Raw genomic sequence first — 24,865 nt, forward strand, 5'->3', positions numbered from 1 at the left:
AGCTACCCCTTGGGGGCTGCGACCCGGATGCTCAGCTCATCCGGTGCCGACCGCGCTCATTTGATCATCCGACTGTGTAGGCCATCTGTCCAGTGGGCGCCTTGGTGACCATCACCACTCGACATGGATCGGTAACTTACGGTGGCGTAGGTAGCATGAGCGCCATGACTGCCGCCGCGCCCGATGCCGCCGTTGAGAACCCCCCAGGGCCCAAAGCGGCCCCGCCGCTCCCCCTGAAGCCGATGCTGCGTGGCTGGCTGCACGCCGGCATGTTTCCCGCGGCCCTGATCTCGGGTGTGGTGCTGACGGCCCTCGCCGACAGTCCGCGCGGGCGGCTGGCCTGTGCCATCTACACGCTCACCGCATGTGCGCTGTTCGGCACCAGCGCCCTTTACCACCGCGGCAATTGGGGCCCGCGTACCGCCGCGGTGCTGCGGCGGCTGGACCACGCCAATATCTTCCTGATCATCGCGGGCACCTACACGCCCTTCACGCTGCTGCTTCTGCCACACGGCAAGAAGCAACTGCTGCTGTGGCTGGTGTGGGCCGGAGCGCTCGCCGGAATCGCCTTCCGGGTCTTCTGGGTCGGCGCCCCGCGCTGGCTGTACACCCCGTGCTACATCGCGCTGGGCTGGGCGGCCATCTTCTTCCTGCCCGACTTCCTGCGCACCGGCGGCATCGCCGTGATGACGCTGATCGTCGTCGGCGGGCTGCTCTACAGCGTGGGCGCGGTGATCTATGGCACCAAGCGCCCCAACCCCTCACCCCGCTGGTTCGGCTTCCACGAGGTGTTCCACAGCTTCACGCTGGCCGCCTTCGTCGTGCACTACGTCGGCATCTCCTTGGTGGCGTACCAGCACCCCTGATGCCCAAGGCCACCACCCCCCAGCCCGAACGCGGGCCCGGCCCCGGGCTGCGCGAACGGAAGAAGATCAAAACCCGGCAGGCGATCCGGCGCGCCGCCCTCCGGCTCTTCGCGGAGCAGGGCTACGAGGCCACTCCGGTGGACCGGATCGCACGCGCCGCCGATGTCTCGTCCAGCACCGTCTTCCGGTACTTCCCGGCCAAGGAGGACATCGTCCTCACCGACGAGTACGACGCGCTCATGGCGGAGGCGATCCGCGAGCGCCCGCGGGACGAACCCCCGGCCGCCTCCCTGCGCCATGCCGTCGCCGAGCTGCTGGGCCCCTCGGCGGGCGCGGAACGCGACGAACTGCTGGCCCGGCTGGCCCTCGTCCGGCAGGTCCCGGCGCTGCGCGCTCGGATGAGCGGCTGCCTGGCCGACAGCGGCGCCCTGCTGGGCGAGGCGCTGGCCGAGCGCAGCGGCCGGGCCCCGGACGACTTCGAGGTGCGGGTCGCGGTGGGCGCCGTCCTCGGCGCCCTGCGAGAGGCCGTCTTCCACTGCCTGGACCACGGTCTGGCCTGCGGCCTGGACGAGAGCCTGGACGAGAGCCTGGGCGACGGCCTGGACGAAAGTCTGGGCGACGGGCCGAAGGGAACGGCGGGAACGAAGGAACCGAAGACACCGGGGACGCCGGGAACACCGGGACGTCCGTCGGGCGCCCCCCGGGCCACCCGGCGAGGCGCCGACGACCTGGCGACGGCCATCGACCGAGCCCTGGACCTGCTCAGCCGAGGCGTACCGCTGTGATCTGCCCGGGGAACGCCCCTGCCTCTGCGCCCTGCCATCGGCCCCCGGGCTGACCCGGGGCCCACCGGAGCTGGCCCTGGGGTTGGTCGGAGCCGACCCGGGGTCGGCCCGGGGTCGGCCCGGCCGCCCGGCCAGAGCCAGGGCGAGCGGCCGCCGCCCCGCCTTCGCTCAACCCCCCAGCTTGGCCGTCAGCGCCTCGACGTCGGCCGTGGGCGCGTCGCAGGTGAAGCCGCGGCAGACGTATGCCGCCGGGCGTCCTTCCAGCAGGGGGCGGTCCTGGAGCAGCGGGACCTCCCCGGAGCCGGGCTCGCCGACCGCGACGACCGCTCCGGGGGCGGTGGCCAGGAGCGCGGCGCGGTGCAGGGCGCGGGTCGCCGGGTCGTCGCCGGGGCCGACCACCGCCACCTCGCGCGGCCCGTCGAGCCGGGCCTCGGCCACCGCCAGGCCCCAGCCGATGAAGCGGGGCACCCGGGGGCCGAGGGCACGCACCACGGCGAGGGCGCGCTCGGCGGCCTCGCGGTGGTCGGTGCTGCCGGTGATGGCGGCGTAGGACAGCAGGGCCCCGGCGGCGGCCGTCCAGCCGGAGGGCGCCGCGTTGTCCGTAGGGTCCTGGGGGCGGCGGATGAGCGCCTCGGCGTCGTCGGCGGTGTCGAACAGCGTGCCGTCCTCGGCGGTGAACCGGCTCAGCACGGTGTCCAGGAGTAGCCCGGCGAAGTCCACCCACGCACCGTCGCCGGTGACGGCGGCGAGGGCGAGGAAGCCCTCGGCCACATCCCCGTAGTCCTCCAGCACGCCCGCGTGGCCGCCCGCGGTGCCGTCGAGCGAGGTGCGGGCCAGCCGCCCGCGCTGGTCCATGTGGATGCGCACCAGCAGCTCGGCGGCCTCGGTCGCGACTTCCACCAGGTCGGCGCGGTCGAAATAGGCACCGGTCTCGGCGAGAGCCGCCACGGCCAGCCCGTTCCAGGCGGCGACGATCTTGTCGTCGCGGCCGGGGCGGGCCCGGAGCCCCCTGGCGGCCAGCAGCCGCTCCCGTACGGAGGCGACCCGGGACGCGTCCGTCAGCCGCTCCCCGTCGGGCAGCTGGAGCACGGAGGCGCCCTCCTCGAAGGTGCCCTCCTCCGTGACCCCGAAATACCCGGCGGCGAACTCCGCGTCGGCCTCCCCCAGCACCTCGCGCAGCTGCTCGGGCGTCCACGCGTAGTACGCGCCCTCGACATGCCTGCCGGTGCCGTCGTCGCTGTCGGCGTCCAGCGCGGAGGCGAAGCCGCCCTGTGCGGTGCGCAGCTCGCGGACCATGAAGTCCGCCGTCTCCAGGGCGACACGGCGGGCGAGGTCCGAGCCGGTGGCCCGCCACAGATGGGCGTAGACCCGGCACAGCAGCGCATTGTCGTACAGCATCTTCTCGAAGTGCGGCACGGTCCAGGCGGCGTCGACGGAATAGCGGGCGAAACCGCCGCCGAGCTGGTCGTAGACACCGCCGCGGGCCATCGCCTCGCAGGTGGCCGCCACCATCTGCAACGCGCCCTCGGAGCCGGTGCGGGCGTGGTGGCGCAGCAGGAACTCCAGCGCCATGGACGGCGGGAACTTCGGCGCACCGCCGAAACCGCCGCGCGTGGCGTCGAATTCGCGGGTCAGGACCATGAGCGCGGTGTGCAGATCCTCCGCGCCGGGCGGCTGGGGCGCCCCCGGGCCCAGGGCGATGTCGCTGCGCCGGGCCAGGTCCTCCACGATCCGGCCGGCGACGTCCCGCACCTCCTCGCGGCGCTCCTCCCAGGCGGCGCCCACCCCCTCCAGCACCTGCCGGAAGGACGGCATTCCGGGCCGGGGCCGGGGCGGGAAGTAGGTGCCGAAGTAGAACGGCTGGGCCTCGGGGGTCAGAAAGACCGTCATGGGCCAGCCGCCCTGGCCGGTCGCGGCCTGCACCGCCTCCATGTACACCGCGTCGACGTCCGGCCGCTCCTCGCGGTCGACCTTCACGGAGACGAAGTGGGCGTTGAGGTAGTCGGCCGTCGCCTTGTCCTCGAACGACTCGTGCGCCATGACATGGCACCAGTGGCAGCTCGAATAGCCGACGCTCAGCAGCACGGGCACCCCGCGGCGCCGCGCTTCCTCGAACGCCTCGTCCGACCACGGCCACCAATCGACGGGGTTCTCGGCGTGTTGAAGCAGATAGGGGGACGTCTCATGCGCCAGACGGTTCGGCATGGCTCCATCCTCCCCCACCCGGCGAGACAGACGAAGTTATCCACAGGGGAGTTATCCACAGGACTGCCGGATAAGAGCCAGAAGCGGAAGACTGATGGCACTGCTGCGCAGGAGGGGGATCACATGCCGGGATCACTGGCGGTGCTGCGGGAAAGCCACCGGACCGAGGTCGAGCGGCTGCTGTCGCGCGCCGTGGAGGAGGAGGTGCGCCGCTCGGGCGGGCGCACCGACGGCGGAGTGCTGCTCGGCCGGGCGCGGGGCGCGCTGGACGAGATGGCCGCGGCCGCCGCGGAGGAGTACGGGGCGTATGTGCGCGCGCTGGACGAATCCAGCGCGGGCAGCAGACCGCTCTCTTCGCGCCTGTCGCGCGGGCAATTGGGCACTCCGGCGCTGGCCGCGACGGTCGCCGCGGCGGCGGCCTTCGGCGCGGATCTCACCTACGGCACCTCGGCGGGCACGGCGCTGGGCGCGGGGGTGACGGCCGCGGTGGCCGGATCGGCGGCGGCCGTCGTCAAGCTCACCGCGAGCCACTGGCCCGCCGCCCACCGCCAGGCCGCACTGCGCAACCAGCCCGGCGGGCCCGAGCAGCTGCGGCTCCAGTGGCTCACGGCGGTCGAGGTGCGGGGCATCCGGCCGTTCATCGATCAGCACCGGATGACCGCGGCCGCCACCCGCCAGGGCGGCGGTTCGGCGAAGCGCTCGGCCTCCGCCACCGGTCAGCTGCCGAAGCTGCGCGGCGCGGACCGCAGCCAGGCGGCCCGCAGGCGCACCGTGCTGGAGCAGTCCTTCGCCCATCTGCCCGAGGCGGACGGCCCGTTCGCCGGGCGGCATGCGCAGATCACCCAGATCGCGCAGTGGGTGCGGCAGGCCCGCGCATCCACCGAGACCAAGCCCACGGTGGTGCTGCTGGAGGGCCCGCCGGGCTCCGGCCGCACCATGCTGGCGGTGCGGGCGGCCCACCATCTGCACGACGAGTTCCGCGGTGCGTGCCTGGTCGATCTGCGCGGCGACAGCCCCGAGCAGGCCCCGCTGCCGACCCGGGACGCGCTGCTGCATCTGCTGAACCGGCTCGGCGCACCCCGCGACCAGCTGCTCTTCCGGGAGCGGTCCTCGCAGGACCAGCACATCAGGCGGCTCACCGAGCTGTATCACCAGTATCTGACCGGGCTGCCGGTCACCATCGTGCTCGACGACGCCCGCGACGCCGAGCAGGTGCGCACGCTGATCCCCGAGCGGTCCGACAGCCTGGTCCTGATCACCTCGCGCACCCCGCTCAGCCTCCCGGACGGCCTCGCCGCCCGGGTGCACGGGGTGGAGGTGGGCCCGCTGGACGAGCCGGGCGCCGAGGAGCTGCTGCGGGCCTCGGCCGAGGAGCCCACCGGCGCCGGGCCCTACGACGGGCAGTCCATGGAGCGGATCGCCGAGCTGTGCGGGCGGCTGCCGCTGGCGCTGCGGATCGCGGGCTCCTCGCTCGGCCCCCGCACCCCCGCCGCCCTGGTCACCGAGCTGGAGGCGTACGGCCCGGTGGGCGCGATCGAGCGCGCCCTGTGGCTGCGCTACACCGACCAGCAGGACGGCGCCCGGCGGCTGCTGCGCCGGCTGGCGCTGGCCGGGCGGGCCAGCCTGGGCGGCGCGGCCGCCGCGGCGCTGCTGGACGCCGATGAGCAGGAGGCCGGCCGCCATCTGAAGGCGCTCGGCCGGGCCGGGCTGATCCAGCATGTGCGCGGCAGCCGCTACCGCCTCCATGACCTGGTGCGCTCCTTCGCCCACGCCCGGCTGCTCGACGAGGAGCAGCCGGAGCAGCGCACCGCCGCGCAGGAGCGGCTGATCCGCAGCTACGCCGAGCTGGCGGACTCGGTGATCCGGCTGGTCGACGGCAAGACGTCCACCCGTGCCGACATCTTCGGCAAGGGCGCGGCGGGCGGCCATGGCTTCACCTCGCTGGATGCGGCGCTGCGCTGGCTGGACGACGAATCGAGCTTCATCACCGCCGCGCTGCGCCATGCGGAGGGCGTGGACCAGGCCGCGGTGCTCCATCTGCTGGGCGCGCTGTGCGACTACTGCCTGCTGCGCGGCGATCTCTACCGGCTGGGTGAGATCAGCGAGCTCACCCAGGCCGTCGACCAGGGGCTGCTGATGCGGTCCGTGCAGTGGCGCACCGGTATCGCGGCCCGCCAGCTCGGCGAGCTGGACCAGGCGCGCACCACACTGTCCTCGGTGGTGGACCTGTATTTCGAGGCGCAGCACCAGGCGGGCGCGGCCCGTGCGCTGTGCAGTCTGGGCATCACCCTGCACCACCAGGGCAATCTCGTGGAGGCCGCGGCGAAGCTGCGCGAGGCGCTGGAGCTCCAGCGGGCCGAGGAGCTGCGCGGCGACCGGGCCTGGACGATGCACGCCCTGGCGGCGGTGGAGCGCGACCGCGGCGGGCTGGCGGAGGCGCTGGAGCTGCTGGGCGAGGCCCTGGAGCTGCATCAGGAGAGCGAGAGCCTGCACGGCCAGGCGTGGGCCCACTTCCAGCTGGGCCAGGCTTGTCTGCGGATGGGCGATGTGCCGCGCGCCGAGGCCGAGCTGCGGGGCGCGCTGGACGCCTATAGCCGCACCCATGACCAGCGCGGCGAGGCATGGGCGCTCACCCAGCTGGCCCGGGCCCAGCTGGTGGCCGGGGAGGCGTCGACGGCCGCCGACCAGCTGCGCCAGGCCCTCGCCCGCCACCGGGAGAACGAGGACGCGCGCGGTGAGGCATGGACGCTGTACTACCTGGGCCAGGCGCTGGAGGAGCGCGGCGACCACGACTCGGCGGTGCGCGAGCTGGAGCGGGCCCGCACGATGTTCAGCCGGATGCGGGATGTGTACGGGCTGGCGTGTGCCCGTCACCACTCCGCGCGGGTCACCCGCGATCTGCGGGCGGCGCAGACCGGTTCGCTGCGCAACAGCGGCTTCGCGAGGCAGCTGCTCCAGGACGCGCGGCAGGACTTCCGCCGGGTGGGCGTGGCCCATGGCGAGGCATGGTCCTGTATCGAGCTGGCGGTGATCGACGCGGGAAACGGCAAGGCGGCGCAGGCCCTGGAGCTGGTGGACGAGGCGGCGGTGCTGTTCGCCGGGTACGGGGACCGGCGCGGCCGCTCCTGGGCCCGGTTCCTGCGCTGCACCCTGCTGCCGTTCGCCTCCGCGGGCGGCTCGGTCATCGGCACGGCGGTGGCCCAGGAGGAGCTGGCGGAGCTGATGCGGGAGATGCGCGAGGACGGCACGGCGGGGGATTCCCGGCTGGAGGGGTGCGCGGAGGCGTTCGCGCTGGTGCTGGCGCGCGGCGTCGAGCCGGAGACGGGGTGGCAGGCATGGCAGCTCGGCATGGTGCCGAGCCGCCACTCGCGCGAGGTCATGGCCGTGCTGCCGGACCGGCCCCGCGCCTGAGCGCTCCGCAGGGAGTGCTCCGAGACGCCGTCGGGGTCCCGCTCGTGCTGCGGGCACCCGGTCAGGCCCGGTCAGGGCTCAGGCCGTGCGCTCCTCGCTCTTGGTGCCTTCGGCGGAAGCCGCCGCCGGAGCTTTGCCCGGCTCCGGCGCCTCCTCGAAGTTCACCCGCTTCATGTGCTTGTTCATGGACTTCATCAGCAGCCACACCGCCGCGCCGATCACGGCGAAGACGATGAAACCGAGGACGCCCGGGGTCACCTTGTTCTCGTCCAGGTCCTTGGCGAGCGGGACGAGATGAGTCATGGCGAGGGTGCTGGTGGCGCTCATCATGGGCTCAATTGTTGCGGATGCCCGCGAAGAGGTCGTCCTCGGGGAGGGAGGTGTCCACGAGCGACTTGGCGAGCTCGTACTCCTCGGTGGGCCAGATCTCCTTCTGGATGTCCATCGGCACCCGGAACCAGCCGCCGTCGGGGTCGATCTGCGTACGGTGCGCGATCAGCGCCTTGTCGCGGATCTCGAAGAAGTCGGCGCAGGGCACATAGGTGGTCAGCGTGCGCTCGGGCCGGTCGAACGTCTTCCAGCGCTCCAGCCACTCCCCGTACGGCGAGTCCATCCCGCGGGCCAGCAGCGCCTCGTGCAGCGCGACGGTGCGCGCCCGGTTGAAGCCCTGGTTGTAGTAGACCTTCTGCGGCTGCCAGGGCTCCCCCGCCTCCGGGTACTTCCCGGGGTCCCCGGCCGCCTCGAAGGCCACCATCGTGATCTTGTGGGTCATGATGTGGTCGGGGTGCGGATAGCCGCCGTTCTCGTCATAGGTGGTGATCACCTGCGGCTTGAACGAGCGGATCAGCCTCACCAGCGGCTCCGCGGCCGCCTCGACATCCTGGAGCGCGAAGCAGCCCTCGGGCAGTGGCGGCAGCGGATCGCCCTCGGGCAGTCCGGAGTCCACGAAGCCCAGCCACTCCTGCTTGACGCCGAGGATCTGGCGCGCCTCGTCCATCTCCTTGGCGCGGACCTCGTGGATGTGCTCCTCGATGTAGGGATCACCCTGGAGCTTGGGGTTCAGGATGGAGCCGCGCTCCCCGCCTGTGCAGGTGGCGACCAGCACGTCCACCCCCTCGGACACGTACTTGGCCATGGTGGCCGCGCCCTTGCTCGACTCGTCATCGGGGTGCGCGTGCACGGCCATCAAACGCAGCTGCTCAGTCAAGTTCGATCCTCAGTGATTCGTCGTGGGAGACGGCTTCTATAGTGACCTAAACCGGGGACGAATAATTCCGATCTCTCCCCCAGCAGGAGGAACGCCCATGGCCGCGGTGCGCGAGGGTCTGCCCGACGGGCGTTACGGCCGGTCCGCGGACGCGCGTGCGGACCGTACGCTGAAGATCGTCGGCGCGGTGCTCGGTGCCGGGCTGCTGGCCCTGATCTCGTGGTTCGGGTACGACTACATCACCGGTCAGGACGTCAGCGGCCGGTTGACCGGTTTCAAGGTGGTCGCCGACGACGCCGTCGATGTGCGGCTGGAGGTCACCAAGGACAAGGGCGCCACCGGTGTCTGCACGGTGCGTACCCTGGACCAGTACCACGCCGAGGTGGGCCGGAAGGACTTCACCTTCGACCAGCGCCAGGACGACCTGGTCAAGGTGGTGACGGTGCGCACCACGGCCCGGGCGACCAGCGCCGAGCTGATCGGCTGCGAGCCTGTTCGATAATCGAACTGGACGTGTCGGAGCGACGAACCCGATCTGACCAGCACTGACGGGTTTCCTACGCATTACGCCCAGTTCCCTCCTCCCCGTTTCTTGCCGGAATTGTTAGGCTCGTGGTTTCGCCCGGCTTCGAAGGCGCACCCTTCTGAGTAGGGCGTTCATTTGTATTCCCAGCACCGACGAGGAGCACCTGTGACCCAGACCAGCGAGAACGTCACCTGGCTGACCCAGGAGGCGTACGACCAGCTCAAGGCCGAGCTGGAGTACCTGTCGGGTCCCGCACGTGTCGAGATCGCGAAGAAGATCGAGGCTGCCCGGGAGGAGGGTGACCTCCGGGAGAACGGGGGTTACCACGCCGCCAAGGAAGAGCAGGGCAAGCAGGAGCTCCGCGTCCGCCAGCTGACGCAGCTCCTCCAGCACGCGAAGGTCGGCGAGGCCCCCGCGGACACCGGCGTGGTCGCCCCCGGCATGGTCGTCACCATCGCCTTCGACGGCGACCCGGACGACACCCTGACCTTCCTGCTCGCCTCTCGTGAGTACGCGAGCGCGGGCGTCGAGACCTACTCGCCGCAGTCCCCGCTGGGCTCGGGTGTGAACGGCAAGAAGGTGGGCCAGGACGCGGAGTACGAGCTGCCCAACGGCCGTACCGCCTCGGTGCGGATCCTCGAGGCCAAGCCGTACCAGGGCTGAGCCGAACGCCTGGTGGGGAGCCCCGGCCGGACGGCCGGGGCTCCCCCTCGATCTCCGTGCTCCCGGAAGGGCCGCTCAGGCGGTCGCCGAGCGGTATTTGCGCACCGCCAGCGTCCGGAAGACCAGGATGATCAGCAGCGACCAGAGGATCGACGCCAGCGCCGGATGCCGCATCGGCCAGGCGTCCGAGACCACACCCTCCGGATTGCCGAACAGCTGCCGGGACGCCTGCACCGTCGCGCTGAAGGGGTTCCAGTCGGCGATATGGCCCAGCACGGCGGGCATCTTGCTGGACGGTACGAAGGCGTTCGAGATGAACGTCAGCGGGAACAGCCAGATCAGCCCGCCCGAGGTGGCCGCCTCCGGCGTCCGCACCGAAAGACCGATCAGCGCGCCGATCCATGAGAAGGCGTAGCCGAGCAGAAGCAGCAGCCCGAATGCGGCCAGCGCCTTCGGCACACCGTCATGGATCCGCCAGCCCACGATGACCGCGACGATCGCCAGCACCACCAGCGTCAGCGCCGTCTGGACGAGATCCGCGAGCGTACGGCCGGTGAGCACCGCGCCACGCGCCATCGGCAGCGAGCGGAAGCGGTCGATCAGCCCCTTGTGCATATCGTCGGCGATCCCCGCGCCCGCGCCCGCCGTGGCGAAGGTCACGGTCTGCGCGAAGATCCCGGCCATCAGGAACTCGCGATACACCGTGGCATCCGCGCCGGACTGCCCCGGAACCATAATCGCGCCGCCGAACACATAGCTGAACAGCACCACGAACATGATCGGCTGCACCAGGCCGAACACCACCATCTCCGGAATGCGCATCATCCGGATCAGATTGCGCTTGGCGACCACCAGCGAATCCCGGACGGACCGCAGCGGTCCGCCGCGCGGCCGGGGCGCCGCGGTGACGGTGGCACCGGTCTCCTCGGCAACGGCCATCACTCGCCTCCCCCGCCCTCGGCCCGGCCGCCCCCCTGAAGTCCGCCCTCGGCCCCGCCGCCGCCCCGGAGTCCGCCCTCGGCCCCGCCGTCACCCCGGAGTCCGTCCTCGGTCCCGCCGCCGCCCCGGAGTCCGCCCTCGGTCCCACGGCCGGTGAGCGAGATGAACACATCGTCCAGGGTCGGTCTGCGCAGCCCGATGTCGTCGATCTCGACACCGCGGGTGTCCAGTTCGCGGATCACCTCGGCGAGCAGCTTGGCGCCGCCCACGACCGGGACGGTGACCTTACGGGTGTGCTCCTGCACGGTCGTCTCGCCCTTGCCCAGGACCCGCAGTACCTCATCGGCGGCCGCGATGTGCTCGCGCTCATGCACCACGACCTCCACGCGCTCCCCGCCCGTACGGGCCTTGAGCTGGTCGGAGGTGCCGCGAGCGATGACCCGGCCGCGGTCGATCACGCAGATGTCATACGCCAGATGGTCCGCCTCCTCCAGATACTGCGTGGTCAGCAGGAGTGTCGTACCGCCGGCCACCAGCTCCTGGATGACCTCCCACAGCGCCTGCCGGTTGCGCGGGTCCAGACCGGTGGTCGGCTCGTCCATGAACATCACGGGCGGCCTGACCACCAGCGCCGCGGCGAGGTCCAGCCTCCGCCGCATTCCGCCGGAGTACGTCTTGGCGGTGCGGTCGGCCGCCTCGGCGAGGCCGAACCGCTCCAGCAGCTCACTCGCGCGGGCCCTGGCCGCCCGCGCTCCCATCTGGTAGAGCTGGCCGACCATCCGGAGGTTCTCACGGCCGGTCAAGTACTCGTCCACGGCGGCGAATTGGCCGGACAGCCCGATGGAACGACGGACCTCGTCGGGGTTCTTCAGCACGTCCACACCCGCGACCACCGCCCTCCCGCTGTCCGGGCGCAGCAGCGTGGTGAGCACGCGCACCGCTGTGGTCTTGCCGGCGCCATTGGGGCCGAGCAGTCCTAGAACGGTTCCTTCCGGTACGTCGAGATCGACGCCGTCCAGAGCCCTTACGTCGCCGAAGGTCTTCACCAGACCCTCGGCGTGAATAGCGCCTGGCATGTTGGCACTCCCCGGGGTTGGGTCGGTTCCACTCAATCAAGGCATAAGTCCGCCCAAATAGGCAGCGCACGGCAGCAACTGGACGGCAAAGGTATCGGGGACGCGATACATCGCGATATACGCGAACCGAAGGAAGGGTGGCCTGCCGTCGATTCCTGGGCACATGCGCCGTATGCCCCGGGCGGCCGTCGGCCCCGGGTGAGCATGGCGTCAGCTACGAGCGCCGAGCGCTGAGCCCCGAGCGCCGAGCGCCGAGGTGCGGGCCCCTCCCGTCGTCAGCCCGTTACGCGGGCCACCACGTCAGACCATCACTTCGGCCATCACCGTGTACCCGGCCCCGCGCAGCGCCTCCCGGACGTCCTCGCAGTGGTCCGTCCCCTTCGTCTCCAGGTGCAGCTCCACCTCGGCCTCGCTCAGCCCGAGCCGCGGATTGGTGCGTACATGGCTGACGTCGAGCACATTGGCGTCCAGCGTCGACAACACCCCCAGCAGCGTGGCCAGCGCCCCCGGCCGGTCGGTGAGCCGCAGCCGCAGCGACAGATAGCGCCCCGCCGCGGCCATGCCGTGCCGCAGGATGCGCTGCATCAGCAGCGGATCGACGTTGCCGCCCGAGAGCACCGCGACCACCGGCCCCTCGAAAGACTTCGGATCCGACAGCAGCGCCGCCACCGGGCTCGCGCCCGCAGGCTCCACCACCAGCTTCGCCCGCTCCAGGCACAGCAGCAGCGCGCTGGACAGCTCGTCCTCGGTGACCGTACGGACCTCGTCGACGAGTTCCTCGATGATCCGGAACGGCACCTCGCCCGGCCGCCCCACCTTGATGCCGTCCGCCATCGTCACGGGCGCGTCGATCGTGACCGGCCGCCCGGCCGCCAGCGACGGCGGATACGCCGCGGCGCCCTCCGCCTGCACCCCCACCACCCGCACATCCGGCCGCAGCGCCTTCACCGCCACCGCGATCCCGGCGGCCAGCCCGCCGCCGCCGATGCCCACCACCACGGTGCGCACCTCGGGGCACTGCTCCAGGATCTCCAGCCCCACCGTGCCCTGCCCGGCGATGATGTCCGGGTGGTCGAAGGGGTGGATGAAGACCGCGCCCGTGCGCTCGGCGTACTCCTGCGCCGCCCGCATCGTCTCGTCCACGATCTGACCGCACAGCCGCACCTCGGCGCCGTAGTCCCGGGTGGCCGCGATCTTCGGCAGCGGTGCGCCCTCGGGCATGAAGACCGTCGAACGCACCCCCAGCAGCGAGGCCGCGAGGGCGACGCCCTGGGCGTGGTTCCCGGCGCTGGCCGCGACCACCCCGGCCGCCCGCTCCTCGGGGCTGAGCCCCGCGATCCGCACATAGCCGCCACGCAGCTTGAACGACCCGGTGCGCTGGAGGTTCTCGCATTTGAAGTGGACCGGCGAGCCGACCAGACCCGACAGATAGCGGCTGCCCTCCAGGGCGGTGAGCCGGGAGATCCCCGAGAGCGTCTTCTGCGCGCTGCGGACGTCGTCGAGAGTGACCGTCCGCGCTCCCTCGGAGGCGGACCCCTCCGGGGCGGAACCCTTCGGGGCGGGAGCAACGGGGCCGGAACCCTCCGAAGCGGAATTGGAAACGGAGCCTTCGGAGACCACGCCCCCGGCGGCGGAAGCAGGGGCAGGGGAGGAGGTGAGGTGCGAGGCCGGGCCGGATCCGGAGCCGGGCCCGTCCTCGTCGCCGAGTCGTGCAGCCATGGTCCCCAGTCTGGCAGCTCACCCCTGGCAGGCCGCCGCAGGCCGAGCCGACGCGGGGCCGGTGCCGGGGCCCGGGGGAGGCCCGGGTGGGTTCCGGGCGTGGTCGGGTGGGTTCCGGACGTGGAGCCCACAGGCCCGGCTATGGCAACAGGAAACGACTCAGAACGGCAGGTTGTGGCTCGGGGCCCGTCAGGTTTTTGCAGCCCCCGTACGGGCGGGGCCCCAGCCGCGTACTCTGTGCCACATCCCACAGACCACCGCATGAAGTGAGCCCTAGGCCATGCCCACCCAATCGGACATGACGACTCAACTCGACACCGGCGTACTGGACACGCTCCAGCATCAGGTCGCCGTCTTCGCCCGCCGTGCGGAACAGACCCGGCTCGGCGGCGTCGGCCAGGCCCGCAACTCCATGGACCGAGCCGCGTATCTGCTGCTCAACCGGCTCGACCAAGAAGGCCCGATGGGGGTCAAAGCGCTTGCGGGGAGCATGGGCATCGACTCGTCCACCGTGACCCGCCAGGTCGCCCCGCTGGTCGACTCCGGCATGGTCAAGCGGACCTCGCACCCCGAGGACGGCCGCGCGGTCGTGCTCCAGCTCTCCCCGCGCGGCAAGGCCCGCCTGGAGGAGGTGCGCTCCTCACGGCGCGACTTGATGGCCCGCGTGACCGGGGACTGGACGGCGGAGGAGCGTGACATCTTCTGCGATCTGCTGACCCGTTTCAACGTCGCCCTCTCCGCCGCGCACGCCACGGTGCCCCAGGCGGCGCCCGCCACCTGACCCCGTTGCAGACCTCTTGACCACTCGCCTGTGCCTGCCGTGTCCTAAAGGAACGGGAGGCGGAGGGCGTGGTGCGAGATCGGCGGGCAGCACGGGATGGCCGCCGGGCCCGGGAGTTCGAGGCATTCGTCGCGGGCGCGGGTGGCCGTTTGCTGCATGCCGCCGCACTGCTCACGGGGGAGCCCACGGGGGACACCGAAGCCGCCGAGCGCCTGCTGACCGCCGCGCTCGCGCGCACGTACGCCCGCTGGGACCGGCTGCGCGGCGAGGATCCGTACGACCACACCCGCCGGACGCTGGCCGCCCTCTTCGCCCACCGGGGCCACCGCTACCGGCACCCGCGCGGCGGCACCCTGGCCCGGCTCACCCCGCAGGAACGGCTGGTGCTGGTGCTGCGGCTGTACGAGGGGGTCGCGGAGGAGCAGACGGCGGCGGCGCTCGGGCTCCCGGCCGAGCGGGTCCGGGCGATCTGCACCCGCGCGGTCACGGCGATGCGGAGCGCCGCACCCCGGCGCGGCGCCACCGGAACGCCACCGTCCACCGGAACGCCCCGGTCCGCCGGGACGCCACCGTCCACCGGAACGTCCCCATCCGCTGGAACGCCTTCGTCCACCGGTCGCCCGGCGGCCACCGACGCGGCCGGAACCGGAGCCGCGGCCGGAACCGGATCAGGAGCCGAAGCCGGAGCCGGGGTCGCGCCATGAGCTTCCCGGACCGCAAGGAGACCGAGGTCCGCCGGATGCTGGAGGGCCCGCATCCGGCGCTGCCGCCGGATCTGGCGGGCCGGGCGGCCGAGCGGGGGCGGCGGATGCTCCGCCGCCACCAGGCGGTGCGCACCGTCGGCTGGCTGCTGCTGCTCGCCGCGGTCGTCGCCTTCGCCGTCTGGGCGGCGATCGTCGAACCGTGGACCGCACCACCGCCCACCGACACCACTCCTCCCCTCGAAGGATGGTGACGCCCCTCAAAACCCCGCACCGGACCGACGATCCGGGCGTCACCCCAGAACCCACAGCGCCGCGTCAGCCCAGCGCCTGGCCCAGATCCATCAGCAGATCGTCGACCGACTCGATGCCGACCGACAGCCGTACGAGATCGGCCGGCACCTCGAGCGCCGAACCCGCCGCCGAGGCGTGCGTCATCCGCCCCGGGTGCTCGATCAGCGACTCGACGCCGCCGAGGGACTCCCCGAGCGTGAACAGCCGCGCCCGGTCGCACACCTCGACCGCCGCCTCCTCACCGCCCGCGACCTGGAAGGACACCATGCCGCCGAAGGCCCGCATCTGCTTGGCCGCGATCTCGTGCCCCGCGTGCTCCGGCAGCCCCGGGTAGTAGACCTGGGTCACCTTGGGGTGGGCGATGAGCATCTCCGCGATCCGCGTGGCGTTGGCGCTGTGCCGGTCCATGCGCACGGCGAGGGTCTTGATGCCGCGCATCACCAGCCAGGCGTCGAAGGGCCCGGCGATGGCGCCCATCGCGTTCTGGTGGAAGGCGAGTTCGTCCCCGAGGCCGGTGTCGGAGACGATCAGCGCACCGCCGACGACGTCCGAGTGCCCGCCCATGTACTTGGTGGTGGAGTGCACCACGACGTCCGCGCCGAGCGCGAGCGGCTGCTGGAGGTAGGGGCTGGCGAAGGTGTTGTCCACCACCAGCCGGGCCCCCGCGGTGCGGGCGATGTCGGCGACGGCGGCGATGTCGGTGATGCCGAGCAGCGGGTTGCTCGGGGTCTCGACCCAGATCACCTTCGTACGGGGGCGGAGCGCGGCCCGTACCGCCGCCGGGTCGGAGGTGTCGGCGACCGACCACTCCACCCCCCAGCGCTCCACGACCTTGGCGAACAGGCGGAACGTACCGCCGTAGGCGTCGTCCGGGATGACGACGTGGTCGCCCGGCACCAGAAGCGTGCGCAGCAGGCAGTCCTCGGCGGCGAGGCCGGAGGCGAAGGCGAGGCCGCGGCGGCCGCCCTCCAGCGCCGCCAGGTTCTCCTCGAGGGCGGTGCGGGTGGGGTTGGCGGAACGGCTGTACTCATAGCCGCCCCGCAGACCGCCGACACCGTCCTGCTTATAGGTGGAGACCTGGTAGATCGGGGGGACGACGGCGCCGGTGAGGGAGTCCGCCTCCTGGCCCGCGTGGATCGCGAGCGTCTCGAAACTCTGAGGATGCCCCTGGGGGTGCTGGTGGCTCATGGGGCCGAGCGTAACGCCCGGCACGGCCCTGCTGGATTCAACGACCGCCGGGGCGCAGAGGAACGACCGCCGGGGCGCATAGGCTGGACCACAAGCCGTTCTGGACCACAAGCCGTTACGGGACTTCCACACGGGGACACCTCATGGAGCTTCTGATCTTCCTCATCGCCATCGTCATGATCGGCGGGCTGATCGTCGTACCGGCCCTGCGGCGGTTGCGCGGAGGCGGCGGGGCCGTACAGGGCGCGATGCGCGCCTCGGATCCGCAGGAGTACGGCTTCGTACCGCGCGAACGGCTGGACGTACGGCTGCCCGGCCCGGACCGGCAGCTGATCGACACGCTGGAGGAGGTCCAGGCCCGGCAGGACTGGCAGCCGGCCGCCCGTCTGCTCGCGCTCACCGAGGCCACCTCGGAGCTGCGCTGGCAGCGGGTGCAGACGCTGGCCGGGGCGGCGGCCTTCGAGCTCGCCCAGGCGCCCGGCCAGGGCGGAATGTGGCTGCGCACCTGGCGGGTGGCGGCCCCGGAGGACCCGGGCGCGGCGGCGGTACAGGCGGAGTTCCTGGTCCGGCAGGCGCTGCTCGACCCGTCCTCGCAGGACTTCCGGATGATCCTGGAGGAGGCCCGGGACGTCTGCCACGAGGCGGCCCGGCTGGCCCCGAAGGACCCGGTGCCGCACATCATCGAGCTCGGCGTGGCCCGCGGTATGGCCTATCGGCAGGCCGACTTCGAGGAGCTGTGGACCAAGGTCACCCAGCTCGCCCCGCACCATATGGGCGCCCACCTGGCCGCCCTCCACTACTGGTGCGAGAAGTGGCACGGCTCTCAGGACCTCGCCGACGCCTTCACCCACGCGGCCGCCGCCTCCGCCCCCGAGAAGAGCCTGCTGCCCGCCCTGCCCCTCTTCGGCGTCTTCGAGCACCTGCCGGAGGCCAACCTCGTGCGCACCCTCTACCGCAGCGAGGTGATCACCAAGGCCGTCGAGGGCGCCCTCTACGCCGTCCGCCAGGCCCCCGCCGACCACCCGGTGCTGCCGCACGTCCGCCACCTGCTGGTCTTCTTCCTGGTCCGGTCGGAGCGGTACGCGGAGGCGCTGGAGCAGCTGCGCCATGTGGACGGCCATGTGGGCGCGGTCCCGTGGTCGTACGGAGTGGATCCGGCGGCCGAGTACACGGTCTACCGGGCGCTCGCGGTGGCGGGCTGGGAGGGCGGCGGCGGCACCCCGGCGACGCTGCCGCACTGAACGGCTGCCGCACTACACGCCTGCCGCGCTGAACGGCCCCCGCGCCGGCGGGGCCGGAATTCCCTCCGCCCCGTATCCGTTGCAGTGATAGCGCCGCGCACCCGTATACGACGAATGCCGCAGCCGCCGTACCCGTTACGCGAGGAGCCCGAAAATGCTGTTCAGCCGCCACAGGACCCACCTCCCCACCCCCGAGGAGGCGCTGAAGGGCCGCCCCGAACCGGGTTTCGCCGTCCCCGACCGCCACACGGTCCTCGGCAACCCGCTGACCGGCCCGTACCCGGAGGGCCTGGTCGTCGCCGACTTCGGCCTGGGCTGCTTCTGGGGCGCGGAGCGGAAGTTCTGGCAGGCCCCGGGCGTGTGGACCACGCTCGTCGGCTACCAGGGCGGCCACACCGAGAACCCCACCTACGAAGAGGTGTGCAGCGGCCTCACCGGCCACACCGAGGCCGTCCGCGTCGTCTTCGACCCGGCCGTCACCTCCTACGCCGCCCTCCTGAAGCTCTTCTGGGAGTCCCACGACCCCACCCAGGGCTTCCGCCAGGGCAACGACGTCGGCACCCAGTACCGCTCGGCGATCTACACCCACTCCCCCGAGCAGCAGGCCGAGGCCGAGTCCTCCCGCACCGCCTACCAGTCCGTCCTGACCGGCTCCGGCTACGGCGAGATCACCACCGAAATCCTCCCCGCCGGCCCCTTCTACGCGGCCGAGGCATACCACCAGCAGTACCTGGACAAAAACCCAGCCGGCTACTGCGGCATCGGCGGCACGGGCGTCTCCTGCCCGATCGGGGTGGCCAAGGCGGAGGGCTGAGAACTCGCGAACGGCCCTTCCGCATGCTGGGGGCGCTGCGTCTGTTAGGCGCGGCCCCCGCCCGCCTTGATCGGTGCGGCCGTCCTGGCGGCCTGCTCGATCTTCGCGCGGTAGGCCGCACGGGCCTCCTCATCGATCTGCTTCTCGTGTTCGGCGCGCAACCCGGTCCGGCCGTCGAGGCCCTCGCGCAGGATATCGGCGTGCCCGGTATGCCGGATGGTCTCGGTGAGGACATGGAGCATGACGGCAAACAGGTTCGTGTTGGGAGAAGGCTCCGACCACCACGGCACATGGCCGGGGGCGTCGAGGGGAAGCTCGTTGATCGTCGCGTCCGAGTGTTCCCACGTGCGCCGGTAGAACCCGATGATCTGATCGCGGGTCTCGTCCTCGGTCGCCCACTGATCGCTGCCGTCGGAGTCCTGCCACCGGCACAGTGGTTCCGGAGAAGGGCGGTCGAAAACCTCGCCGAAGTACCTGGCCTCGACGGTGGCCACGTGTTTGACCAGTCCGAGGAGGTTGGTCCCGGTCGCTGTCAAAGGTCGGCGGGCGTCGTATTCGGACAAGCCGTCGAGTTTCCAGAGCAGCGCCTCGCGGTCCCGCCGCAGTCTCCCGTACAGGTTGTCTTTCGCGAATTCATCGATCATGCGGAATGAGCCTGCCATGGGCTGCTCGTGGTCTCAAGATCCGGTACATGGTCCGCAACGACCGGCAGAGCCGAGGCCAGGCCATGGCCGCCGCCCTGACCTGCTACAAGAAGCTCGCGAAACTTGCCACGTGAGACAACCTCTCAGCCGGTGATCGCCGAAGGTTGAGACCAGGTTCATGGTTCGGGCACTCTATTTCGGCTAACCGCTGCATTGAACGGTCGGAATGGAAGCTCGGCTGCTTCACATTTGATGGGTCATGCCCCGCTCGTAAACACGAGCGCCAATGTCTTCTGCCGTGGCCGGGCGGGTAGCGCTTCCATTGAGTGAGTCACGAAAGGGGCGAGGGCGACCGGCCGACGCGGGTCAGTCGTTGTCGCCATGGCCGCCGCTATCGGCGGTCTTGGAGAAACCGTCGTGCCAGGCGGCCTTCGCTCCGGAGTCGCCGATCCGGTACACGTCCACGACGGCGCCCGCGGCCACCACGACCGAGAGCACCACCGCCGCGACACGGACCACCAGCGCGGACCGGGGCGTGCCCGCCCGGGTCCGCTCGCTGTGGGCCCCCTCCACCGACGCCGACCTGCGGGTCGTCCACCAGACCGCCGTCGCCAGCACGAACAGACCCGCGGCCCAGGGAAGCAACCCATCGCCCAGTTCGGCGTGCCTGCGCACCAAGGCGTCGCTGTCGACGTGCTCCTCCAGCCACTCACCGGCGTTCGTCGCCACGGGCACGCTCGCCAACGTCACAAAGGCCAGCAGCGGAAGCGCAATCCCCATCCGCCGAGCGGCACTTGGCCATATCGCGCCGACCACGACCGCCAGAGCGCTCAGCGGAACGAGCACGATGACGAAGTGCACGACCAGGACGTGTACGGGCAGGCCGTTCACAACGGTGATGCTCATCGGGTTTTCCTCCAGAAGTGACCACGAGAAGTCGGCGCGCGCACGGGCGCCCCGTGTGCCGGCCTGTGCGGCGCGCCAGACTGCCACGCGAAGTTCTGAGCTTCCTCTGAATCCGCTCCCTCCCGGCAGCCCGCGCCGGACCCGAGAAGCTGCCCGATCGGAGTGGCCCCGGCCGGGGAGTGACAGGTACGGGAAGCCTCCGCGGAGTCGGGGTCGTCGCCGTACGCTCGAACCATGAGCGCCAACGTTGGCAAGCGGCTTCAGGAAGTACGCAAGCGGCGTGGTATGACACAGCGTCAGCTGGCGAGCGCGTCCGGTGTGTCCCTGTCCCTGATCAGGAAGTTGGAGCAAGGGGAACGGGCTGACACTCGTCTGGAGACCGCACGCCAACTGGCGCAGGCCCTGCGGATACCGACGACGACCCTCATCGCTGAACACCAGGACGAGCCGGAGACCGCGTCGGGGGCTGATGATCACTGGGAGCCCGTCCGGCGTACGCTGATGGCTCCGGTACGGGTGGACGGAGTGGCCGAAGAGCCGACGGTGCACGGAGTGCGGGAAGCCCTGGAGTCAGCCCTCCCGCTCTTCTCCGGTGATCGTTTCGCAGAACTGAGCGTGATCCTTCCGCCCTTGCTTCGAGACGCGGACCTCATCGCCGAGAACTGCCCGGAGGGACGGGCCGTACGTGTTCGGCTTTCACAGCTGACGGGCTGGCTGCTCACCCAGACTCGGCAGTTCGACGCGGCGGACGTCGCCCTGTCCAGGTCGCTGGAAGAGTCCTCGGACCGGCTTCAGGCAGCGGCGACGGTCAGTACACAGTGCTGGCTCCTGCTGCGGCGCGGTCGGCTGGCTGAGGCGCGGGAGCTGGCCATGCGGTGGGCGGATGAGGTGGAACCGCGTATCTCACGTGCGACTCCGGCGGAACTGAGCGCGTGGGGCTGGCTGCTGCTGCGTGCCTCCGCCGCCGCGATCCGGGACAACCGGCCCGGGGATGCCGAAGACGCCTTGCGCTACGCCAACTCGGCGGCGGTGGCGATGGGGCGGGAGTTCGCTCCGCGGGACGACTTCTTGCAGGCGTTCGGCCCGGTCACGGTGGCACTGAAAAGGGCCGAGAACGCGGTGATCGTCGACAAGCCGGACCTGGTGCTCAAGCTCTCGGCACGCATCCCGACCGGTGGCATGCGGCCCACGTCCAACAACCGCAACCGCCATCTCCTGGACGTGGCGGAGGCGTATGCCCGCTCGCGTGACTACGCGAAGACGGTCGAGATCTTGCGGGGCATCCGCGCGGACGCCCCCCAGTGGCTGCCCCACCAGCGCTATGCGCGGGACATCTTCGGCCGGGTGATCGCCCATCGGCGCACCCTCACCTCTGAGATGCGGGAGTTGGCCGACGCGATCGGCGTGCCGGTGTGACGCGGAGTGGCACTTCGGGCAGACGCTCCGTCAAAGCCGTCGCCCCCCACCTGAGCGTCAGCTCGTGAGTGCCTCATGAGGGAAGGATGAGGTGATGACGCGACTCGCGAACTTCCACCTGCCCGCGACTCGGACGTAGCGATCGTTGTATTTGACGTGGGCGCGGGCATAACTGCCGTCGGTCTTCACGATCTCAACGAGACAGTGGACGCTGCCTTCACCGTGATCGCCGTCGATGCTGGTGACCAGGTGGTTGAACATCATATGGACGACGTTCGTGGAGTTGGCCATGAGGTTGTCACGGAAGAAGGCACGGATCGCCTCTCGGCCTTCGAACAAGCCGAAGCCGGTTTCGGTCTCGTCCAGGATGCCGTCCTCGGCCCAGCAGTCGACGGACTCATCGAGGCGCCCGCTGTCGAAGGCGATCGCGTAGCGACTGTTGAGGTCCTGGATCTCGCCACGGTCATCACTCATGGGATGAATCGTATGTTGGCGATCGTCAGCACGGTCAAGATCGACCGCTGTAGCGCGACGGACGCTCCCGTCAAGGACCCCTGTTCGACCTGGTCGGCGATGGCGAACGGGATGAGCGTGCGATGGAGGGCGCGGCCGTGGATGACCTCGATGAGTCCTTCCGCGCGGAGTGCGGCGATGGCCTTGCGGATCGAGGGACCGCCAGGCAGCACAGGCCCGTCGGCACGGGCGTCAGTTGCCGTATGACACCCCTCAGCGGCGATCGAAGCTATGGAACGGAGCGTTCACCGTTCTCCAGGTACACGGGCCGCTGCTCGGCCAGGGCTCGGAGTGCATGGGCGGCCCGTTGGCGGGTGCGGGGCGGGAGCATGGTCAGGGCCTCGTCCGATGGGGAGAACTCGCAGGCCGAGAGCTCGTGATCGTGCGGGTACAAGCCGCTGATCTGGCCAGGTGAGAGGGTTCCGCCATCGAAGATGAACGCGAGTTGGTCGTCCCAGGGGCTATGAGGTGCGACCCAGTCGACGCACAGGAGTCCTCGTAGAGCGACGGCAAGGCCCAGCTCTTCCCTCAGTTCGCGTCGCGCCGCGTCCTCGGGTGACTCGTTGGCTTCGGCCATCCCGCCGGGCAGATCCCACGCCTCCTTGTACGTCGGCTTGACCACCAGCAGGCGCCCGGCGGCATCGCGCAGGAGAACGTCGGCCGATACACGTTTGCGTGCTTGCTTGGCGTTGCCCTCCGCCAGGTAGGCGTCCCATTCGGCTGTGCCCGGCCGGGGGTGAGTGGTCATATGACGGCACCTCCTGCGGCGGTGGGCGTGGCGATCCCGGCCAGGAGGAGTGCCCGTTGCCGCCTCGTCTCGGCCAGGCAGTCCAGGAAGTCCCGCACGATCGGTTCCGCGCGGTAGCGAGCCAAGGCGTGTCCCAAAAGGTCGAGTTGCTGAGTGATGCGCAACGATCCGAGCGTCACACACCCACCGAGGAGCGCACGCCCGACCTCACACGCGGCCTCCGGCTCGCCGCGTCGCGTACGGATCAGTGCCAAGGTGATCTGGCTGAACACCCGGCTCCTCGCACGGTCGCCGGAGCGGAGGGCGATCGCTTCTTCGGCCGCATCCACAGCAGCGGGCAAGTCGCCCGCGTCCAGCAAGGACAGCGCCGTCTCACTCGCCAATGCGGGCATGTCGAAGGAGCTGACCCATGGAGATGACGGGATATCCGACATCTTGGCGATCTCCTTCTGCGCCACAGTCAGTGCGCGGCGGGCCGTTTCGCCTTCCCCGAGCTGGGCGAGCGCTCGCGCCTCCATGGCATGGAGTCTCGCGATCAGCGTAGGGACGCGGGACCCACCGGTTACGTGGTCGCGTCCCGCCCTCGCCATGGATACGGCCTTGTCCAGGTGCCCCATCTGTAAGGCGAGATGACTCATGCTGGCCATGACGTTCGCACCCAGGGCCTGATCCTCTCCGGCCTTCGCCAGCGAAAGAGCCTTGGTGAAGTGGTCGCCGGCCCGCCGGTTCTGCCCAGTGTCATGAGCCATCCATCCGGCCATTTCCGTGAGCGCGGCAGCCGCCTGGAACGTCCGAGCGGAGTCACGGCCGGTCTCGCCGCCGAAGACCCGTGGCCCCAGCGTGTGGTGGAGGTAGTGGAGGACGGAGGCGTACAGATGGCCACCGCCCAGTTGCCGGTCCGCCGCCCGAAAGGATTCCACCGCCGCCGCATCAGGGTTTGCTTTCGAGCACGGCACGGGCTGACCGCGCCCTTCCCGAGTGGCCACAACACGCTGCGTTTCGCGGCCCTCCCAAGGACGGGGAGCCAGCCGCATCAACCCACCAGGGACACGCAGCCCATCTGCGATCTGCTCCATCTTCTCCACGCTCGTCACCCGACCCTCGCCGCGTGCCAGCTTGCCGACGCGCTCCGGCTTCATGTCACAGGCATCGGCGATCCGCATGTAGCTGATGCCAGACCATTTGCGCGCGAGCGCGAAGAAAGCGCCGAAGTCGTGCCGCGCCAGCGCCGCGCGCACGTCCTCGCGAGCGAACAGCCGTTCCGGGAGGACGTTGGGTGCGACGGACCCGGCCAAAGAAGCACCCCCAGCGTTGCGATCTTACTGAGCGTTGATCATCCTGCACCGAGTGTACCCGGGGCGGGACGCAGGCGACCGTCCCGACGACCCGGCATTCACCGTCTTCCAGCTCAGCTACTCGGAGACGCGCGCCGCGGGGCCTACCCATGACGGGGATAGCCACCGGCGGGAAGCCATCGTCATTCCTCCGCAGCACAGTTGGCAGACACAAGAGACCCCGCGACCGATGCGAGCGGCCCGGGGGCGTGATCAACGCCGCATAGGAGCGTCAACGTGCCAGACCATATGCCTCGATTCGTGCGCCGGCTGTGGCGACTACTGGCGCCCGGCGCCGGTCGTCATCGCGCCGATGAGACATGCGCTTCGGTGCCCTGTGCGAACGCGCCGACCCTGCGACTCCCGCGTATGCATCAGTGGTCGGATCGGAGGCAGGAACGACGCGGGAAGGACGTGTCTCGCGTGGAGCTGTTGTGCGCTCCGCACGGGATGGTGGTGGTCAAGTGAGTGCGCAACCGCGATTGCTGCCATGGCCCGGACCTGCCGGGAAGCCGTGCTACCTGGTGTCGGACGCGGACGGTGCGGGGTATCTGTCGCGGCTGGCCGACGAAATGGAAGCCGTTCAGCTCCAGATGGGCACCGAACTCATCGGCCACGCACGCCTACTGCTCCGCGACCGGAAGGCGGCTGCCCAAGAGCTCCGCTACCTCTCGAACCGCCTGATCGAAGCGCTACAAGACGCGCTCCGGATCGCCGAGAGTCGCGGCGGGCGTCTTCCTGGACCGGGCGAGTGCGAGAGCGACGGACCGGCTCAGACGGGTAAGGGGCCGAGTGAGTAGGGCGTCAGATGGCTGGCGGGTCGGTCCCGCACCGGGGTGCGGTCTGCGTCCTGGCAAGGACGGTCTGCTTGAGCTACCGCTTCAAGTC

Annotated in this window: 26 protein-coding genes; 13 read left to right on the forward strand and 13 right to left on the reverse strand. The window is 70.8% G+C overall.

The genetic code is table 11. The features are described from left to right. Window positions 1-155 precede the first annotated feature (155 nt). Both trhA and AB0E24_RS03310 read left to right on the forward strand, forming a co-directional pair. On the forward strand, window positions 156-866 hold the full coding sequence (trhA, locus tag AB0E24_RS03305) for a PAQR family membrane homeostasis protein TrhA (RefSeq protein WP_100806356.1): 711 nt from the start codon (window positions 156-158) through the stop codon (window positions 864-866). Beyond that, complete coding sequence (locus tag AB0E24_RS03310; RefSeq protein ID WP_359374610.1) at window positions 866-1,651, forward strand: TetR/AcrR family transcriptional regulator; 786 nt, start codon at window positions 866-868, stop codon at window positions 1,649-1,651. The genes trhA and AB0E24_RS03310 overlap by 1 nt, the downstream gene beginning before the upstream one ends. 168 nt (window positions 1,652-1,819) lie before the next feature. Here AB0E24_RS03310 and AB0E24_RS03315 read toward each other — a convergent pair whose 3' ends face one another. Beyond that, window positions 1,820-3,856, reverse strand: a complete 2,037-nt coding sequence (locus AB0E24_RS03315) for a thioredoxin domain-containing protein (protein WP_206333189.1) — start codon at window positions 3,854-3,856, stop codon at window positions 1,820-1,822. A gap of 123 nt (window positions 3,857-3,979) precedes the next feature. On the opposite strand from AB0E24_RS03315, the gene AB0E24_RS03320 reads away from it, so the two are divergent. Continuing rightward, on the forward strand, window positions 3,980-7,267 hold the full coding sequence (locus AB0E24_RS03320) for a tetratricopeptide repeat protein (RefSeq protein ID WP_359374612.1): 3,288 nt from the start codon (window positions 3,980-3,982) through the stop codon (window positions 7,265-7,267). A 78-nt stretch (window positions 7,268-7,345) separates the two neighbouring features. Here the strand turns inward: AB0E24_RS03320 and AB0E24_RS03325 are convergent, their stop codons facing one another. Beyond that, on the reverse strand, window positions 7,346-7,594 hold the full coding sequence (locus tag AB0E24_RS03325) for a hypothetical protein (protein WP_069865534.1): 249 nt from the start codon (window positions 7,592-7,594) through the stop codon (window positions 7,346-7,348). Between the two features lie 7 nt (window positions 7,595-7,601). Next, window positions 7,602-8,474 (reverse strand): mycothiol conjugate amidase Mca, encoded by an 873-nt coding sequence (gene mca, locus AB0E24_RS03330; protein ID WP_174884624.1) that lies wholly within the window; start codon window positions 8,472-8,474, stop codon window positions 7,602-7,604. Window positions 8,475-8,571: 97 nt separating this feature from the next. On the opposite strand from mca, the gene AB0E24_RS03335 reads away from it, so the two are divergent. Continuing rightward, window positions 8,572-8,976: a DUF4307 domain-containing protein gene (locus AB0E24_RS03335; protein ID WP_069864616.1), complete on the forward strand. Its 405-nt coding sequence runs from the start codon at window positions 8,572-8,574 to the stop codon at window positions 8,974-8,976. A 189-nt stretch (window positions 8,977-9,165) separates the two neighbouring features. After that, window positions 9,166-9,663 (forward strand): transcription elongation factor GreA, encoded by a 498-nt coding sequence (gene greA, locus AB0E24_RS03340; RefSeq protein WP_069864618.1) that lies wholly within the window; start codon window positions 9,166-9,168, stop codon window positions 9,661-9,663. 75 nt (window positions 9,664-9,738) lie between these two features. Here greA and AB0E24_RS03345 read toward each other — a convergent pair whose 3' ends face one another. The 3 genes from AB0E24_RS03345 to ilvA all read right to left on the reverse strand — a co-directional run bounded on the left by AB0E24_RS03345 (window position 9,739) and on the right by ilvA (window position 13,397). Beyond that, a complete protein-coding gene (locus tag AB0E24_RS03345) occupies window positions 9,739-10,602 on the reverse strand; it encodes an ABC transporter permease (protein ID WP_069864620.1) in 864 nt (287 codons plus the stop codon). Beyond that, window positions 10,602-11,678, reverse strand: a complete 1,077-nt coding sequence (locus tag AB0E24_RS03350) for an efflux ABC transporter ATPase subunit, DrrA-related (RefSeq protein ID WP_359374614.1) — start codon at window positions 11,676-11,678, stop codon at window positions 10,602-10,604. Before AB0E24_RS03350 ends, AB0E24_RS03345 begins: the two co-directional genes overlap by 1 nt. Before the next feature lie 300 nt (window positions 11,679-11,978). Next, entirely contained in the window at window positions 11,979-13,397 is a 1,419-nt protein-coding gene (gene ilvA, locus AB0E24_RS03355) for a threonine ammonia-lyase (protein WP_359374616.1), read from the reverse strand. A 280-nt stretch (window positions 13,398-13,677) separates the two neighbouring features. Here ilvA and AB0E24_RS03360 point away from each other — a divergent pair, with 280 nt between their 5' ends. The 3 genes from AB0E24_RS03360 to AB0E24_RS03370 all read left to right on the forward strand — a co-directional run bounded on the left by AB0E24_RS03360 (window position 13,678) and on the right by AB0E24_RS03370 (window position 15,133). Continuing rightward, the gene (locus AB0E24_RS03360; RefSeq protein ID WP_173963230.1) at window positions 13,678-14,178 is read left to right on the forward strand and encodes a MarR family winged helix-turn-helix transcriptional regulator; all 501 of its coding nucleotides are present in this window, start codon (window positions 13,678-13,680) and stop codon (window positions 14,176-14,178) included. A 68-nt stretch (window positions 14,179-14,246) separates the two neighbouring features. Beyond that, on the forward strand, window positions 14,247-14,882 hold the full coding sequence (locus AB0E24_RS03365) for a sigma factor-like helix-turn-helix DNA-binding protein (RefSeq protein ID WP_435865238.1): 636 nt from the start codon (window positions 14,247-14,249) through the stop codon (window positions 14,880-14,882). Beyond that, window positions 14,879-15,133 (forward strand): hypothetical protein, encoded by a 255-nt coding sequence (locus tag AB0E24_RS03370; RefSeq protein WP_093703727.1) that lies wholly within the window; start codon window positions 14,879-14,881, stop codon window positions 15,131-15,133. Before AB0E24_RS03365 ends, AB0E24_RS03370 begins: the two co-directional genes overlap by 4 nt. A gap of 64 nt (window positions 15,134-15,197) precedes the next feature. Here AB0E24_RS03370 and AB0E24_RS03375 read toward each other — a convergent pair whose 3' ends face one another. Then, complete coding sequence (locus AB0E24_RS03375) at window positions 15,198-16,361, reverse strand: cystathionine gamma-synthase (protein WP_099014736.1); 1,164 nt, start codon at window positions 16,359-16,361, stop codon at window positions 15,198-15,200. 143 nt (window positions 16,362-16,504) lie between these two features. Between AB0E24_RS03375 and AB0E24_RS03380 the strand changes: the two genes are divergently transcribed. After that, the gene (locus AB0E24_RS03380) at window positions 16,505-17,602 is read left to right on the forward strand and encodes a hypothetical protein (RefSeq protein WP_102937427.1); all 1,098 of its coding nucleotides are present in this window, start codon (window positions 16,505-16,507) and stop codon (window positions 17,600-17,602) included. A 154-nt stretch (window positions 17,603-17,756) separates the two neighbouring features. Then, window positions 17,757-18,416, forward strand: coding sequence for a peptide-methionine (S)-S-oxide reductase MsrA (msrA, locus tag AB0E24_RS03385; protein WP_359374620.1), 660 nt, complete (start codon window positions 17,757-17,759; stop codon window positions 18,414-18,416). A 44-nt stretch (window positions 18,417-18,460) separates the two neighbouring features. On the opposite strand, the gene AB0E24_RS03390 is transcribed toward msrA, so the two are convergent. Next, window positions 18,461-19,060 carry a DinB family protein gene (locus AB0E24_RS03390; RefSeq protein WP_359374622.1) on the reverse strand — a complete coding sequence of 200 codons (600 nt, stop codon included), beginning with the start codon at window positions 19,058-19,060 and terminating at the stop codon, window positions 18,461-18,463. Between the two features lie 5 nt (window positions 19,061-19,065). On the opposite strand from AB0E24_RS03390, the gene AB0E24_RS03395 reads away from it, so the two are divergent. Beyond that, window positions 19,066-19,194, forward strand: a complete 129-nt coding sequence (locus tag AB0E24_RS03395; protein WP_359374623.1) for a hypothetical protein — start codon at window positions 19,066-19,068, stop codon at window positions 19,192-19,194. A 232-nt stretch (window positions 19,195-19,426) separates the two neighbouring features. Here the strand turns inward: AB0E24_RS03395 and AB0E24_RS03400 are convergent, their stop codons facing one another. Next, complete coding sequence (locus tag AB0E24_RS03400) at window positions 19,427-19,966, reverse strand: DUF2231 domain-containing protein (RefSeq protein ID WP_173963231.1); 540 nt, start codon at window positions 19,964-19,966, stop codon at window positions 19,427-19,429. Window positions 19,967-20,200: 234 nt separating this feature from the next. Between AB0E24_RS03400 and relB the strand changes: the two genes are divergently transcribed. Beyond that, entirely contained in the window at window positions 20,201-21,382 is a 1,182-nt protein-coding gene (relB, locus tag AB0E24_RS03405; RefSeq protein ID WP_359374625.1) for a type II toxin-antitoxin system RelB family anti-toxin, read from the forward strand. 57 nt (window positions 21,383-21,439) lie between these two features. On the opposite strand, the gene AB0E24_RS03410 is transcribed toward relB, so the two are convergent. Genes AB0E24_RS03410 through AB0E24_RS03425 form a run of 4 tightly spaced genes read right to left on the reverse strand, consistent with a single transcriptional unit; the run spans window position 21,440 to window position 23,938 of the window. Then, window positions 21,440-21,856, reverse strand: a complete 417-nt coding sequence (locus AB0E24_RS03410) for a nuclear transport factor 2 family protein (RefSeq protein ID WP_359374627.1) — start codon at window positions 21,854-21,856, stop codon at window positions 21,440-21,442. Continuing rightward, window positions 21,853-22,068, reverse strand: a complete 216-nt coding sequence (locus tag AB0E24_RS03415) for a hypothetical protein (RefSeq protein WP_147966773.1) — start codon at window positions 22,066-22,068, stop codon at window positions 21,853-21,855. Before AB0E24_RS03415 ends, AB0E24_RS03410 begins: the two co-directional genes overlap by 4 nt. 56 nt (window positions 22,069-22,124) lie before the next feature. Continuing rightward, a complete protein-coding gene (locus AB0E24_RS03420) occupies window positions 22,125-22,643 on the reverse strand; it encodes an NUDIX domain-containing protein (protein WP_359374630.1) in 519 nt (172 codons plus the stop codon). Continuing rightward, window positions 22,640-23,938 (reverse strand): NsdA family TPR-like regulatory protein, encoded by a 1,299-nt coding sequence (locus AB0E24_RS03425; RefSeq protein WP_359374632.1) that lies wholly within the window; start codon window positions 23,936-23,938, stop codon window positions 22,640-22,642. Before AB0E24_RS03425 ends, AB0E24_RS03420 begins: the two co-directional genes overlap by 4 nt. Window positions 23,939-24,441: 503 nt before the next feature. On the opposite strand from AB0E24_RS03425, the gene AB0E24_RS03430 reads away from it, so the two are divergent. Then, window positions 24,442-24,777 (forward strand): hypothetical protein, encoded by a 336-nt coding sequence (locus AB0E24_RS03430; RefSeq protein WP_102937434.1) that lies wholly within the window; start codon window positions 24,442-24,444, stop codon window positions 24,775-24,777. Window positions 24,778-24,865 lie beyond the last annotated feature (88 nt).

Source organism: Streptomyces malaysiensis subsp. malaysiensis (assembly GCF_040653035.1).
Lineage (GTDB): Bacteria > Actinomycetota > Actinomycetes > Streptomycetales > Streptomycetaceae > Streptomyces > Streptomyces malaysiensis.